This is a genomic window from Ciceribacter sichuanensis (assembly GCF_024055605.1).
Lineage (GTDB): Bacteria > Pseudomonadota > Alphaproteobacteria > Rhizobiales > Rhizobiaceae > Allorhizobium > Allorhizobium sichuanense.
In genome coordinates this window covers 1-14,398 of the sequence record NZ_JAMXLX010000016.1, presented here as the reverse complement: position 1 = coordinate 14,398, position 14,398 = coordinate 1, and the positions used below count along the sequence as shown (strand labels likewise).

Annotated in this window: 10 protein-coding genes; 6 read left to right on the top strand and 4 right to left on the bottom strand. The window is 63.9% G+C overall.

What is annotated here, in order from left to right:
* Window positions 1-190: 190 nt before the first annotated feature.
* From NBH21_RS25415 to NBH21_RS25395, 5 genes are all read left to right on the top strand, one after another.
* Window positions 191-2,125 carry a hydantoinase/oxoprolinase family protein gene (locus tag NBH21_RS25415; RefSeq protein ID WP_250914816.1) on the top strand — a complete coding sequence of 645 codons (1,935 nt, stop codon included), beginning with the start codon at window positions 191-193 and terminating at the stop codon, window positions 2,123-2,125.
* 4 nt (window positions 2,126-2,129) lie between these two features.
* Window positions 2,130-2,528 carry an acetone carboxylase subunit gamma gene (locus NBH21_RS25410; RefSeq protein WP_280924979.1) on the top strand — a complete coding sequence of 133 codons (399 nt, stop codon included), beginning with the start codon at window positions 2,130-2,132 and terminating at the stop codon, window positions 2,526-2,528.
* A 102-nt stretch (window positions 2,529-2,630) separates the two neighbouring features.
* Complete coding sequence (locus NBH21_RS25405) at window positions 2,631-4,787, top strand: hydantoinase/oxoprolinase family protein (protein ID WP_250914818.1); 2,157 nt, start codon at window positions 2,631-2,633, stop codon at window positions 4,785-4,787.
* 65 nt (window positions 4,788-4,852) lie between these two features.
* A complete protein-coding gene (locus NBH21_RS25400; protein WP_250914819.1) occupies window positions 4,853-7,123 on the top strand; it encodes a hydantoinase B/oxoprolinase family protein in 2,271 nt (756 codons plus the stop codon).
* Window positions 7,120-7,947, top strand: a complete 828-nt coding sequence (locus NBH21_RS25395; RefSeq protein WP_250914820.1) for a hypothetical protein — start codon at window positions 7,120-7,122, stop codon at window positions 7,945-7,947. Before NBH21_RS25400 ends, NBH21_RS25395 begins: the two co-directional genes overlap by 4 nt.
* Window positions 7,948-8,029: 82 nt before the next feature.
* Here the strand turns inward: NBH21_RS25395 and NBH21_RS25390 are convergent, their stop codons facing one another.
* The 4 genes from NBH21_RS25390 to NBH21_RS25375 are packed head-to-tail and all read right to left on the bottom strand — an operon-like array spanning window position 8,030 to window position 11,903.
* On the bottom strand, window positions 8,030-8,659 hold the full coding sequence (locus NBH21_RS25390) for a 3-oxoacid CoA-transferase subunit B (RefSeq protein WP_250914821.1): 630 nt from the start codon (window positions 8,657-8,659) through the stop codon (window positions 8,030-8,032).
* On the bottom strand, window positions 8,659-9,381 hold the full coding sequence (locus NBH21_RS25385; RefSeq protein WP_250914822.1) for a CoA transferase subunit A: 723 nt from the start codon (window positions 9,379-9,381) through the stop codon (window positions 8,659-8,661). The genes NBH21_RS25390 and NBH21_RS25385 overlap by 1 nt, the downstream gene beginning before the upstream one ends.
* Complete coding sequence (locus tag NBH21_RS25380; protein WP_250914823.1) at window positions 9,378-10,676, bottom strand: RNA polymerase factor sigma-54; 1,299 nt, start codon at window positions 10,674-10,676, stop codon at window positions 9,378-9,380. The genes NBH21_RS25385 and NBH21_RS25380 overlap by 4 nt, the downstream gene beginning before the upstream one ends.
* A 3-nt stretch (window positions 10,677-10,679) precedes the next feature.
* Window positions 10,680-11,903, bottom strand: a complete 1,224-nt coding sequence (locus tag NBH21_RS25375; RefSeq protein WP_250914824.1) for a CobW family GTP-binding protein — start codon at window positions 11,901-11,903, stop codon at window positions 10,680-10,682.
* A gap of 407 nt (window positions 11,904-12,310) precedes the next feature.
* Between NBH21_RS25375 and NBH21_RS25370 the strand changes: the two genes are divergently transcribed.
* Entirely contained in the window at window positions 12,311-14,248 is a 1,938-nt protein-coding gene (locus tag NBH21_RS25370) for a sigma-54-dependent Fis family transcriptional regulator (RefSeq protein WP_250914825.1), read from the top strand.
* The last annotated feature ends 150 nt before the right edge of the window (window positions 14,249-14,398 follow it).

Here is a 14,398-nt window from a genome sequence, read left to right as displayed (position 1 = left end):
AATTGCTTGACGGAGCGTCTCCAGCAGTGCCGCTGCGTGGAAGGAAACCTGCTTCACTTGTTTCTCGGGATAGACGGTCCGGTGCCGCGGGGAGGAGCCTGCCGCGCGCCGCAACCGCAAAGCCCGGCGCGAAGAACGCGCCGAACGGGCCGAAAGGTCCGCCTGACAGGAACGGGAGGAGAAATGCGCGATGGCATTGCAAATCAACATCGATAATGGCGGCACGCTGACCGACGTGTGCATCATGTCGGATGACGGAGTGAAGAAAACCAAGGTTCTGACCACCCCTTACGATCTTTCGAAGTGCTTCTTCGAAGGACTACAGAAGGCCTCCGAAGTGGTCTACGGCACGGCGGACGTGAAGCGGCTTCTCGAAGAGGTCGACCTCATCCGCTATTCCACGACGCAGGGCACCAATGCCATCTGCGAGCGCAAGGGGCCGAAACTCGGTCTCATTCTCGACACCGGTTCGGCGACGCTTCCCGAATCGTTGAAGGCACACGATCCCGAGGTGTTCGAGGCGCTGGTGGGCGACCGCGTCGGCTTCATCGATCTTGCCATGCTCGACGCTCCCGAAGCGGAGGTGGAGGTCGTCAAGGTCATCAACCAACTCGCCGCCCGGGGTGCGAACCGTCTGGTCATCGCGCTTGGCGGCGCCGGCTTCCTTGAGGCCGAAGAGCGGGTCAAGAAGATCGTGCTGCGCAAGTATCCGCGCCATCTTCTGGGCGCCGTGCCGGTTCTCTATACGTCGGATCTCACCTCCGACCGCAATCCGGATCGCCGCGCCTGGTCGGCACTCATCAACTCCTTCCTGCATCCTTCGATGGAGGCCTTCCTCTACAATGCCGAAAACCGGCTGAGGGCGTTTCGCACCAAGAACCCGCTGCTGATTTTCCGCAATGATGGCGATGCCTCGCGCGTGGCGAAGACGGTGGCGATCAAGACCTATTCCTCCGGCCCGCGTGGTGGCATGGAAGGCGTGAAGGCGTTTTCGGCGCTTTACGGTTTTCGCGATGCCGTTTCCATCGATGTCGGCGGCACGACCACCGATATCGGCCAGTGCACGGATGGCAAGGTTGCCGAAATCCGGCGCGGCCATGTCGAAGGCATCAGCGTGTCCTTTCCGCTGTGCGAAATCATGAGTGCGGGGGCTGGTGGCAGCTCCATCTTCAAGGTGAAGGACGGCCATATCGCCATTGGTCCGGAAAGTGTCGGCGCCCTGCCGGGGCCGGCCTGCTTCGGTCGCGGCGGCAAGGAAGCGACGATCACCGATGCCAGCCTGCTGGCCGGCCTGTTCGATCCCGCCTCCTATTTCGGCGGCGGCATGGGGCTCGATGTGAGCCGCGCCGAAGCGGCCGTGCGCGGCAATATCGCTGAACCGCTAGGCATCGATCTTGATACGGCGATCCTCGCCATGTCGGACGCCTATGAGGCGAAGATTGCCGATGAACTGCACCGCTTCACGAAGATTGGATCGGACACGGTGATGCTGGCCTTTGGCGGGGCCGGGCCGCTGAACGCCTGCGGTGTGGCCGACAAGGCGGGCATCCGCCGGGTCGCCGTACCGGCCATGGCGGCGGTGTTTTCCGCTTATGGCATCGGTTCCTGCGATGTGTCGCAGGGCTATTCCGTCACGCTCGAGGAGCGCTCGACGACGGGGCTCGCAACTGCCCTCAATGCGCTGAAGCGCAAGGCCGCCCGCGACATGTTCGCCGAGGGCTTCGAGGAAGGCAGCTACGCGGTCTCCGCCCGCCTCGTTGCCGACACGGCGGATGGGGAGAAGATCGTGCCGCTGGGCGACACGCCCGACTTCCCGCCTGAACTGGTGCAGGCTTCCACAGTCGAACTGGAACTGAGCGCGGTGAAGAGCCTGCGTCACGACGAGACCAGCCATATCGGTTTCACGCGCAGGGCTGAGGCGAAGGCCGAGGGAAAGCGCAACGTTCTGATGGCCGGCAAGGGGCGCATCGACTTGCCCGTCTATCGCCTCGCATCGATGGCGGATGGCGATCATGCCAGCGGACCGGCGATCATCGAGGAAGACTACTTCACGGCCCGCGTGCCGGCGGGCTGGAGCTTCGTCGTCTCGGAGGCGGGCGACATCATTCTGGAACGGGAGGACTGACCACATGAAAATTCCGATGACCGAATATCTCCGCATCGATCTCAACAAGGAGACATGGGAATGCCGGGTATGCGACCACGAGATCGCGCCCGCCGCGGGCAATTACAAGGAAGGACTGCTGGTTCACAACCGTGATCCGCGCGAGATCCATCCGCCGATCCTCGATCCGGAGCGCTACCGCTTCACCTTCAGCCCGGACCCGGAATGGGTGCGCATTCTCGAATTCTGCTGCCCGAACTGCGGCACGCAGGTGGAGACGGAATACGCCGTTCCCGGCCATCCGCCGTTGCAGGACATGCAGGTCGATGTGCCCGCGCTGAAGGCCCAGTGGGCCAAGCGCGGCCCGGACATGCTGCCGGATGCCGGCCCCGCCGTGGTGCCCGGTCGCGGCCACAGCCACTGATGCCGGCGCCCCGCGCAATGGGGCGCGGGGATCTGACCATTCACAGGGACGCGCTTGCCGGGGAGGGCGGCGCGATCCCCTTGCGAAAGATAGGGAGCGAGAATGAAACGCGTATCCGTTGATATCGGCGGCACCTTTACCGACTGCTTTGTCGTCTGGGGCCAGCAATATATCGAAACCAAGGCGCTGACGACGCATCACAACCTGGCGATGGGCTTCAACGAGGCCCTCGGCAAGGCTTGCGCCGTGCTTGGGCTGGAGCTGGAGCAGATCCTGCAATCCGTCGACAGCGTGCGCTATGCCACCACGCTCGGCACCAATGCGCTGATCGAGCACAAGGGGCCGAAGATCGGCATGCTGGTCACGGCCGGCTATGAGGCAACAGTGCCGCTCAGCCGTGCCCGTGGGTATGGCGAGGGCCTCGACAATCTCGGCCAGCAGGACATGCCGAACGCGCATCGCCCCGAACCGCTGGTCCAGCCGCATATGATCCGCGGCATCCGCGAGCGGCTCGATTTCCAGGGCGAGCTCGTCATGCCGCTGGATGAGGAGGACGTGCGCCGCCAGCTTCGCGAACTGGTGGATCGCGGCGCCCAGATCATCGTTGTCGCGCTGGTCAATGCCGTGGTGAACCCTGAGCACGAACAGCGCATCGAGGAAATCGTCCTCGAGGAATACCCCTCGCATCTGCTCGGCGCGATCCCGGTGATCCTGTCGCATCAGGTGGCTGGCCGGAAGGGCGAATATGTGCGCGCCACCTCGGCCATCGTCGATGGCTATCTGCACTCGACCATGTATCACGCGCTTTCGGCGCTGGAGCAGAACCTGCGCGCCCACAAGTATGACAAGCCGATGCTGGTCATCCACAATTCGGGCGGCATGGCCCAGCTCAACTCCACCGACGCTCTGCAGACCATCCATTCCGGTCCGGTTTCGGGCATCGGCGCCTCCGAGCATCTCGCCATGCAGGCGAGCCTCGGTAATGTTGTCGCCACCGATATGGGCGGCACCTCTTACGATATCGGCATCGTCGTGGAAGGCGGGGTGAAGCATTACGACTTCAACCCGGTCATCGACCGCTGGCTGGTATCGGTGCCGATGGTCCACCTCGTCACGCTCGGGGCCGGCGGTGGGTCTATCGCGTCCTATGACCGAATGTACAAGACGGTGAAATGCGGTCCGGAAAGCGCCGGCTCCGATCCCGGTCCGGCCTGCTATGACCGTGGTGGCCTGCGCCCGACTGTGACGGATGCCGACCTGCTGCTCGGCTATCTCGACGCGGCCAACTATGCCGGCGGCTCGATCCCGCTCAATCCGCGCCGGGCCAAGGCAGCTATCGAGGATGCGCTGTGCGACGAACTTGATTGTTCGGTCATCGAGGCAGCAAAGCTCATCCGCGAGAAGGTGGACGATAACATGGCCAACGGCCTCTTCACCGAGCTGCGCGCCAGGGGGTACGATCCTAAGGACTTCACCATGCTGGCCTATGGCGGCAACGGGCCGCTACATTGCTGCGGCATTGCCCAGAACCTCAATATCGACCGCATTCTGGCGCCGCCGCTCTCGTCGGTGTTCTCGGCGGTCGGTGCTGGCAACATGCACCAGCTCCACATCCATGAGCAGTCACTCTACATGGTGCTCTACGACAGCAACACCCGCCACATCTTCGACGATTACGACCGCTTCAACGCCATCGTCGCCGAACTGAAGGAAAAGGGCCGGCAGGACCTCCTGCGCCAGGGCGTGCCGCTGGAAGACATCCGTCACGATCTGGAACTGGACATGCGCTACGGCAACCAGCTCGTGCAGACGACGGCGGTCATTCCCAATCACGAGGTGCACGGGCCGGGCGAGGTGCTGTCGATCATCTCGCAGTTCTCGGCCGACTACGGCAAGCGTTTCGGCGAGGGCTCGCAGGCGCCGGAAGCGGGCATCCGCATCAACACGATCCGCGTCGCGTCTTACGCCCGGCACGAGACCGTGAAATTCGAGGATATCAAGCCCGCGCCGAAACCGGAGCGCAAGGCGGCGCCTGAGCCTTCCAGCCACCGCACCTGCCATTTCGTCGGTCACGACGGGGCGTTCGAAACGCCGGTCTGGGCACGCAAAGATCTGGAACCAGGCATCGAGATCGCCGGACCGGCCATTGTCGCCTCGGAGGTCACGACCTTCCTCGTCAATCCCGGCTGGACCTATGTGACGGCGAAGCAGGGAGCCTCCTGGTTCCTGCGCAACGAAAATCCCGTCACCCGCCACTGAAAACGGCGAGCCCGGCGCTGGAGGAGCGCCGGGTCTCACGCCCAACCCGACTGGAGGAGAATTCCATGAACAAGATCGATATCCGGGCGAAAATGCCCTCGCTCGAAGAGATGAACCTCATCAAGAAGTTTCTCGACGACACCACGCTGTTCCTCGGACCCGACCCGGAGATCATGCAGAACCATGACCTGATGCCGCGCACGGTAGAGGAAAACGAGGCCGTCACAAGGGTTTCCGACAGCCACATCGTTGCCAAGATCCGCGACCGCATCCAGGCGGGCTGCGACGAAGGCTATGAAATGGTCGAGCAGATGGGGGCGGCCCCCGGTGCCAAGTGGGGCGACGTCATTACCGGCGTCTATTCGGCGTCGGGCGACCTTGCCATCGCCTCGGCGGGCGGGGTGCTGATCTTCTCCGCGCTCGTGCACCACCCCATCAAGTTCATCATCAAGAACTGGATGAACGACCCGACGGTGGGCGTGAAGGAAGGCGACGGCTTCATCCATAACGACAGCCGTTACGGCAATGTCCACAACACCGACCAGTCGATGATCTTGCCGATCTTCCACAAGGGAAAGCTGGTCTGCTGGGTGGCCTCTACCGTGCATGAGGGCGAGAACGGCGCCATCGAGCCGGGCGGCATGCCCTCCATGGCCGAAAGCCCGAGTGACGAAGGGCTGAAGATGTCGCCCTTCAAGGTGGTCGAGAACTACCAGATCAAGCGGGATATTCTGACCTTCCTGCAGAACTCGGTGCGCGAACCAAAGCTGCAATACGAAGACATGAAGGTGAAGCTGTTCGCTTGCCTGCGCATCAAGCAACGCATCGAGGAAACACTGAATTCCGACGGTCCGGAAGCGCTCGTTGCAACCCTGCGCCTGACCATGGAAAACGTCCGCGCCGAAGTGAAGCGCCGCGTTTCCGAATGGCCGGACATGACGGTCAGGACCTACATCATACAGGATTCGACGCTGCGCGAAAACTGCGTGGTCAAGATAAATTGCAAGCTGACCAAGACCGGCGACCGGCTGATCTTCGACTTCCGGGGTTCATCGCCGGAATTCACCAACCGTGCCACGAACACCATCGTCGCCGGCCTGAAGGGCATGCTGGCGCAGGTCTTCCTGTGCTATGTCTGGCCGGATTTGCCGCGCGGGCAGGCGGCGTTTGCTCCGATCGAAGTGATCACTGACCCGCATTCGATCGTCAATTGCTCCTATGACGCGCCGAATTCGCAATCGCTGATGTCGATTTTCACTGGTTTTACCGCCGGCCAGCATGCGGTCGCGAAATTCCTCTATTCCTGCCCGGAAAAGTTCACCAAGGTTCATGCCCCGACCTTCAACATGATCAACACCTTCATCTGGGGTGGGGTCAGCCAGCATGGCGAAACGCTCGGCAATCTTTGCGCCGACCTGAACGGTATGGGAGCCGGTGCCACGGTGGACCGTGATGGCGAACACGCGCTGGCGCCGATCTTCGCCACCATGGCCGACATTGGCGAACAGGAACTGAACGAGGAGGAAGTGCCTTTCCTCCAGCTCGTGTCCAAGAAGATGACGCGCGACGCCATCGCCCCCGGCAAGTATCGCGGCGGCCAGGGCTACACGATGATGGTTGCCACCAAGGATTCGGAACAGTGGGGCTTCATGACCACCGCGCAGGGCGCCAAGGTCCCACCGATCCAGGGCCTGTTCGGCGGTTATGCCTGCGGTTGCTACCCGCTGTCCAAGGTGCAGGGCGTCGATGTCTATGACATCCTGCTCAACCAGCCGGAAAAGTTCCGCCACTCCATCGAGGAGATCATGAACGAGCAGCCCTTCGAGGGCGCGCGCTACACCACCCACCACATGGGCATGGGCTTCGAGATTTCGAAACGCGGCGAGCTATTCATGATTTCGCAAGGGGCGGGTGCCGGCTATGGCGACGTTCTGGAGCGCGATCCGGCGGGTGTTGTCCGAGACATCGAGGAGGGGCTCATGTCGCCAGAGGTGGCAGCGCGGCTCTACAAGGTGGTCTTCGATCCGGTGACGCTCGCCATCGACTTCGACGCCACGGAAAAAGCCCGTGCCGACGAGCGCAAGGCACGTATTGAACGTTCCGTGCCCTATTCTGAGTTCGTCAAGGACTGGAACAAGCCCAAGCCGCCGGCCCACCTGCAATATTTCGGGTGCTGGGGCGATGATGTGGACACGCTCTACATGGGATCGCCGGACAAGACCCGGCGCGGCGATGAGCCGAAGCCGAACTACATGACGCATCCGAAGGATGTGCGGATTGCCGAACTCGAGCAACGCCTGGTGGCCCTGGGCGCGATGGGAGGCGAGAAGCAATGAGCGCAAGCCTCGCGGAGATGCTGCCCGGCGGGCCGGGCGCAAACCGTCTGAGGGTCTGGCTGGAGTCGTCGGGCTATGCCCGGCGGCTCCTTCTCGGTCCCGAGGGCGATCCCTGGGGCGAAGGAGCGGCGAAATATCTCTCCTTCTTCTCGCAGGCGCGCGGTCTTCTGAAGGCCGACGTTGCCGTCGTGCCCGTCGGCGATCTCTACCGGTCCTGGATCGCGCGCCATCCGGGACTGGCGGTGGACATGGCGGCCAAGAAACGCGCGACCTTTCCGCTGCGCCGGATGCTGGAGGAGGAGGGGCCGCGCAAGCTTCTGGACGAGGTGGCCGAGGCGGTCGCGGCTAATCTACAGGGCCAGGTTCCCATGGTTCTGGCCATGCCGTCGCCAGCCGTCTGGCTCGATGAAGCGCAACGCATGGTCGGGCGCGACCCCGAAGAGCGCGACGATGACGCGGTGGAGGATGCGGCGATGTATATCGCCGATTTCGTCCGCTGCGTCGCCGCGCGTCCGGTCGGCGGCCTCCTGATCGAGGAGGCGGAAGCCGCACCCGGTCCGGCGGACCGCTATGCACCGGTGCTCAACGCCGCCCGCCATTATCGCTGGGCCGTGGTCGGGCGCGGCGTCCGGCCGGGGCAGGAGACCCTGTTCGACGCGGTGATCGGCGGCGGCGATGGGGTGCAGGGCCAGGATGTCAGCATTCCGCTGTTTGCGGGCAGCGAGCTGCCCGAAAGCGGCACCACGCAATTCCGCTACGCCTGCATTCCGCCCGATCATCCGCCGGAAGCCGTGCTCGATGCGCTGGTGCGGATGCGCGCCTGACGGTTGTTCCTCCTCCTCCGTCGCGCGCACAGCAAAGCCGGGGCCTTTCGGTCCCGGCTTTGCTGTGTCGGCGATCAGGCTGTCAGTCGACGATGGTCGCCTCGGTGGCGGCGCGAAGCTCGGCGTCGCTGGTGCCGTCTGCCAGTTCCACGATCTTCACGCCGCCCTCGACCACGTCGAGCACACCGAGATTGGTGATGATCCGGTCCACGACCCGTGTGCCGGTGAGCGGCAGAGTGCACGCCTTCAGTACCTTGGATTCGCCTTCCTTGTTGGCGTGTTCCATCAGCACGACGACGCGGCCGACACCGGCGACGAGATCCATCGCCCCACCCATGCCCTTGGCAAGCTTGCCGGGGATCATCCAGTTGGCGAGATCGCCGGTTTCGCTCACCTCCATCGCGCCGAGGATCGCCATGGCGATCTTGCCGCCGCGGATCATGGCGAAGGACGTGGCGGAATCGAAATAGGCCGTATCGGGCATTTCCGAAACCGTCTGCTTGCCGGCATTGATGAGGTCGGCATCCTCCTCGCCCTCATAGGGGAACGGCCCGATGCCCAGCATTCCGTTTTCCGATTGCAGCGTGACGGACACACCCTCGGGAATGAAGTTCGGCACCAGGGTCGGAATACCGATGCCGAGATTGACATAGGTTCTGTCCACGAGTTCGAGCGCGGCGCGCGCCGCCATCTGGTTGCGGTCCCAGGCCATCAAGCGTCCTCCCTTTGACGAACCGTACGTTTTTCGATGCGTTTTTCGTGCGGGCCCTGAATGAGCCGGTGCACATAGATGCCGGGCAGGTGGATGTGATCCGGATCGAGGCTGCCGGTCGGCACGATCTCCTCCACCTCCATCACGCAGACCTTGCCGCACATCGCCGCCGGCGCGTTGAAGTTGCGCGCTGTCTTGCGGAAGATGGCATTCCCGGTCTCGTCGGCTTTCCACGCCTTGACGATGGCGAGATCGGCGACAAGACCGCGTTCGAGAATATAAGTCTCGCCGTCGAACTGTTTGTGCTCCTTGCCCTCGGCGATCACCGTGCCGACGCCCGTCTTCGTGTAGAAGCCGGGAATGCCGGCGCCGCCGGCGCGCATGCGTTCGGCAAGCGTCCCTTGCGGGTTGAACTCAATCTCCAGTTCGCCGGCCAGGTATTGCCGCATGAATTCGGCGTTCTCACCCACATAAGAGGCGATCATCTTGCGGATCTGCCGGGTGTCGAGCAGCTTGCCGAGACCGAAATGATCGACGCCGCAATTGTTGGCGGCGATAGTCAAATCCTTGACGTTGCTTTCCACCAGTGCGTCGATCAGGCATTCCGGAATGCCGCAGAGGCCGAAGCCGCCCGCCGCAATGGTCATGCCGTCGAACAGGAGCCCGTCGAGCGCCTGTCTCGCCGAGCCGTGGATTTTCTTCCCGCTTGCGGGTCGTGTCATGTCCTTCTCCTCTCCTTCATACGATCCGCCGCGCCCGGAAGCCCCGCCTCGCGGCGGCGATTGGCAACGGTTCGGCGTGAAATGCGAATGCCTCGGGCGTCGAGAGCCCTGGCTATGTCGGCGTCGGTCAGCGCGTTGTCCTTTGGTTCCGCCGCGATGAACTCCGCGATCAATGTCGCGATCGCCGGACCGGGCACCCCTGCGCCATCGGAGCGGGCCGTGCCGCCACGGGCGAAGAAGGCCGAAAGCGGCAGAACTCGCGCCGGTGTTTCGACCGTCAGGCCGCTGCGGATGCGACTGACGGTCGTTTCGTGGCAGCCTATGGCTACGGCCACCTCGCTGTTGGTCAGTGGCTGAAGCCGAGCCGGGCCGTGTTCGAGGAAGTCTTGCTGAACGCCGATGGCGAAGGCCGCGACCTTCAGGATCATGCGGTTGCGGCGTTCCACCGTGCGCTCCAGCCAGCGCGCTTCCGCAAGTGCGCGTGGCCCGCGCTGCCCGGCCGTGGGGTCGACCGTGATCGTCGGTAGGCTCTCGCGGTTGAGCGTGACTTGCCACCTGCCGCATTTGTCGCGCTCGGCTAGGAGATCCGGCGGGCGGCGAAAATCGAGTGACGCCTCGAAGCGCGCGCCGGGCTTGGGGTCGAGGCGGCGCAGTCGGGCGACCATCGCGCCGAGTTGTTCGGCGCTCACCCCGCATTGGCGGGCAAGCGCTGCCATTTCGTTCTGCGCCAGCAGGGGAAGGTGGTCGAGAAGCACGCCCATCGGTTCCGTCAGCGCACCCTGGTCGGCGATTTGCAGACGGAGGCATTCGCTGAGAGAGCGGGCGAAGAGCCCGGCCGGTTCCATCTCCTGAAGGCGAACCAGCACCTGCGCCGCCTCGGCGGTGGAGCAGCCGGCGCGCGCGGCAACGGTATCCACCTCCATGCCGAGCCAGCCGCTAGGCTCCAGCGCCTCGGCGAAAACCAGGGCGATGGCGCGCTCCCGCGGGGTGCGGAACAGAAGCCCGATCTGGGTGGTGACGTGGCCATAAAGACTGGCGGCCGGCGCAGCCACCCGTTCGCTTTCCCCTTCCGCCGCGCTGAATGAGGAGGGACGCCAGCGCGGCGGGCCGCCGCCGGTTTTCGGCACGGGGAAGGGCAGTTCGATCTGCAGGCAGGGATTGGCCACCGCCTCCCGGACGAGAGCGCCGGCCAGTTCCGCATTGTCCATCTGCAGCAGCGCCATGGCGCGCTGCATGACCTGCGTCATGCGCAGCGAAGCGGTCTGCCCCAGCGTCATTGCGTTCGTGCCGCGCATCCCTCAGATCCGCGCAGGCATTTCGCCGAGAACGCGCGGCTGGATTATGAAGGCATCCGAGACGAGGCCGGGCCGGGGCGTAAGCGGCATGCGTTCGCCAAGCCAGGTGCGCGTCGGCAATCCCGTAACGGCCGCCCGGCGAAGCGCCTCTCGGTCGCCAGGCATAGCCGCCAGTCGGGCGCGGATATCCGCCTCGACGTGAATGTCGAGATCCTCGCCGATGAAGACGAGCCGACCCTGCCGATCCGTTAGGGGGCCGGACCTGGGCCAGGCGGCAAGCCGTACCGGCGCGTAGGCGGCCTCGTCCACGCATTGTATCGCAACGGGTTGGTCGATACCGGCGATGGAGACGAGGCCCTTGACCCTGAGCAGTCGTCCGGCCCAGCGTGAGAGGATTTCACCCATCGTCACCGCAAAGCCACGCCACCCGGTCGCTTCGTCCAGCGTGACGACGAAGCTCGAAGCCCGCCCCGAATGCGGTGCGCAATGGAAGAGGCTCTTTCCGATATGGTGCTGGCCAGTATTGCGCTGGCCGGAAAGCCAGTCCGTCGCGGTCACGGAGGTCGGGCCGGACACATAAAGCCCGCCGCCGAAGAGAATCTGCGGATCGGCCTCGCCCTGGCGAAGCGCGATACGCGCCGCCGACGGGTTCAGCGCTTCGAGTTCCCGCTCCAACGTGGTTCGCTCGGCGCGGCTGGCGAGGTCGCACTTGGAAAGCAGCAGGCGGTCGGCGAGGCTCACCTGCACCCGTGCCTCCCGGTGGCGGGCGATCTGAGCGCGGGCGCGCTCCGTATCGACCACGGTCAGCACGCCGTCGCAACGAAAGCGGGCGGAGACCAGCCGGTCCTCCATAAGGGCCCGCACCACGGGTGCGGGATCGGCAAGGCCGGACGTCTCGATCAGCACCCGGCTCACCGGTGCGATCTCCCGTCGCGACATGCGTTCATGCAGCCGCATCAAGGCCTCGATCAAATTGCCCTGAACGGTGCAGCAGAGACAGCCGGATTCGAGAACGACCAATGTGTCATCCACGCGCTCGACGAGATGGTGGTCGATGCCGACATCGCCGAACTCGTTGATGAATACGGCAACGCCCGCCATGTCCGGACGGGCGGTGAGGGCATTGAGCAAGGTTGTCTTGCCGGACCCGAGAAAGCCCGTCAGAATCGTCACCGGTACCCGGCCGCAGGCATTTACGCCGGAGAAATCGCTTTTTTTGTCCGTCATTGTCGGTCCTCCCGAATGGGAAGAGAAGCAGGATTCCTGCCACGTTCTGTGCAACCGAAAGGTTGAGGCAGGAACAAGGGCTTAGCGAAATCAGGGCGGACGCACCGCGTTCGGGACCGTCCGGAAACCGGACGGTTGGCGTTCGGAGAGCGGCCGATAGCGGGTGCGGCGACGCCTTGCGGGGTGGTGCAGGTCGCGAAAAATGAATGCAATAGGCGCTTTTTTGGTGTTAAACCTCTCTCATCGGTGGCGCATGGTTTGGGAGAGCAGGCGGCTGGAGACCGTTCCGGGGAGGGAACGCCGGTCCTTGTGTGCTTCTTGGGCTGCCGCAAAAGGGAGGAGGAGCGATTGTGACCGGCAAAGGCTTGCACCGAACATTTTCACGTCCGGAAAACGACGACAAGATCATGTCTTCCTGGGAGCGCTTCATGGGCGGGCAGGATCCGGCTTCGGATGCGCTCAGAAGGCTGATCGACGATTCCTGGCGGCGCTGCCATGGCATTGTCGATCCGGGGCGCTCGCATGCACCGGACCCCGTGGTCGAAGAGACGCTGCACGTCATACTCGGCGACAATCGAGACCTTGTCAGAGCCAGCACCCCGGTCATGGCGTCGGCGCGCGATTTTCTGTTCGAAACCGGTACCGTCATGGTGCTGACGGATGCGGAAGGGGTGGTTCTGAGCGTCGAGGGCGATCGCACGCTGCGCGATCCGACGGAGCGCATCCGCCTCATGCCGGGCGCGAACTGGAGCGAGGCCGTCTGCGGCACCAACGCCATTGGCACGGCACTCCAGATCGGCCAGCCGATACAGATTCACTCGGCGGAGCATTATTGTTCCGGGATCAAGCGTTGGTCCTGCTCGGCAAGCGTCATCCGTGATCCGGTGAGCGGCGCAACGCTCGGGGCGATCGATATTTCCGGCCTGAGTGAGAGCTACAGCCGTCACAGCCTTGCGCTGGCCGTGGCCGCCGCCGGGCGGATCGAGAACCGTTTGGGACAGCGGGAAATGAAGTTGCGCTATCGGCTTCTCGACCATTGTCTTGAGCGGCTCCGCGCGCCGGGCGGCGACGGTCTGATCGTTTTCGACCGCTCCGGTCGGGCGATCAAGACCAATGACCGGGCCGCCACGCTGATGGCGGAACTGGCCAAGGGGCGGGGCAATCCCGCCAGCGCGATCCGCAATCTGACGCTGCCCTGGCGAGAGGGGCGCGTCGCGCCGGAAAACATGCCTGACTGGATCGACCACGACTGGATCGAGCCGGTTCTGCTTGAAGGCGAGCGGTTGGGGGCGGTGTTGGTCCTGCCAGATCGCAGCGCCGTGGTGCGTCGCGCCGGCCTGCGGGCCTTGCCGCGCAGCGCGCCGGCTTCCGCCGATCCCTTCGGCCGCCTGACCGGCCGCTCGCCAGCCTATCAGGAGGCGGTGCGGCGTGCCCGCCTGCTGGCGAAGAGCCCGGTGCCGGTTCTTCTGCTCGGCGAAACCGGTGTCGGCAAGGATGCCTTCGCACAAGCTCTCCATGCCGGTGGCGTGCAGGGTTCCGGCCCCTTCGTCGCCATCAATTGCGGAGGCTTCTCTCGCGAGCTTCTGACCAGCGAACTGTTCGGCTATGCCGAGGGCGCATTCACCGGCGCACGGCGCGGCGGCATGACGGGCAAGATCGAGGCTGCCGATGGCGGAACGCTTTTCCTCGACGAGGTTGGTGAAATGCCTCTTGATCTCCAGCCGCATCTCCTGCGTGTGCTGGAAGCCGGAGAGGTATACCGCATCGGTGAAAATCACCCGCGCAAGGTCAAGCTGCGGCTGATTGCGGCTACCAATCGCGATTTGAAGGCGGAGGTGGAGGCAGGCCGTTTTCGCGCCGATCTTTTCTACCGAATTGCCGTGACGAGTTTGAGGCTACCCTCCCTGCGTGACCGGGCGGGTGACCTCCCTGCGCTGGCGGAGCATCTCCTTGGCGAGATCGCTCGCCGATACGAAATCCCGGTGCCGGACATGAAACCGGAGGTTCTGGAAGCCTTTCATCGTCATGATTGGCCAGGCAATATCCGCGAACTGCGCAACGTGCTGGAAAGCATGCTGCTCGAAAGTGGCGGCGCGAGTCTTGGCCTTTCCCATTTGCCGAGCGAACTTGGGCCCGAATGCCGGTCGAATATGGCTTTTCCGTTGCCTGTAGCCGCTAGTGGAACGCTGGAGCGGGCCGAAAGCGATGCCATTCTCGCCGCCATCCGCCATCACCACGGCAACCTGACCTCTGCCGCCCGCGATCTGGGTATCGCCAAGAGCACGCTCTATGTCCGCATCGAACGGCTTGGCCTGAAGGCAAGCGTGGACCTGATGCGCAGCTGATTGCAGGATGCTGATGCGCTGAGCGGTGGCGTCGCCTTAATCGAGCACAGCACGCGATCATTGCTTCGGCGTGAATTTCACGCTTTGATCGACAAGGCGATCTCACGCCAGTTGGTGTTGGCGTGGGCGCGGAGTTGGCGATGATCAGCG